At 34.6% G+C, this 688-nt stretch carries 1 protein-coding gene; it reads right to left on the bottom strand.

What is annotated here, in order from left to right:
- Positions 1-15: 15 nt before the first annotated feature.
- Entirely contained in the window at positions 16-621 is a 606-nt protein-coding gene (locus CYP28_RS00005) for a transglycosylase SLT domain-containing protein (protein WP_103592645.1), read from the bottom strand.
- Between the last annotated feature and the right edge of the window lie 67 nt (positions 622-688).

Raw genomic sequence — 688 nt, 5'->3', positions numbered from 1 at the left:
AGCTAATAAAATAGGCTACTTTATACTTTTGTAATTTTCTAAAAATCTTGCCAAATAGGTTCTAGGAGATCTGTTTAAGTGAGATATGCTAACACCTCTATTGTAGCACTCTAAGATATTTGAGATATGAGTTTTGCTTTTTAGCATTGTATAGCAGCCACGTATGATATCAGCGCCAAAGAGCATATTCTTTTTGTAGTCCAAATAAAGCTCTTTTTCATTAGCTCCATAGCCCTTAATTGTCCTGGTATTTAATTGCATAATGCCAAAATCGTAGTCTAACACTTGTAAAAAATCATAGTTGTTTTGAATTATGTCATATACAAATTCAGCCTCAACAACATTAATTGGATATATGGCCAAATACGGCTCATTAGCCTTACACTTTATTTTTAATCCATCGAAGGCCAGCTTAGCCCTAGCTGTATTTCTTGTTTTTAAAAGAATAGGGTAGGGGTTAAAATCGCTTTCTGTTTTGACATAGGCTAGAATTATCTTTCTATCAATATTAAATTTGGAGTCCAAAATTTGCGCTTGATTATAAACCTCTTGGACAAAAGCAGGATTTTTGCCAAACAAGAGAGTTGCAGCAAAAAATAGCCCCAATAGCCACTTGATCATTGTTTAGCCTTAAATTTACTCAATAGATCACCAACTTGGGCAGTGTCGGCTTTGAGCTGCTTTAGGC

It is taken from the genome of Campylobacter concisus (genome assembly GCF_002914195.1).
GTDB classification, from domain to species: Bacteria; Campylobacterota; Campylobacteria; order Campylobacterales; family Campylobacteraceae; genus Campylobacter_A; species Campylobacter_A concisus_M.
The sequence above is the reverse complement of the archived record's forward strand: the minus strand, read 5'-3'. Positions and strand labels throughout refer to the sequence as shown.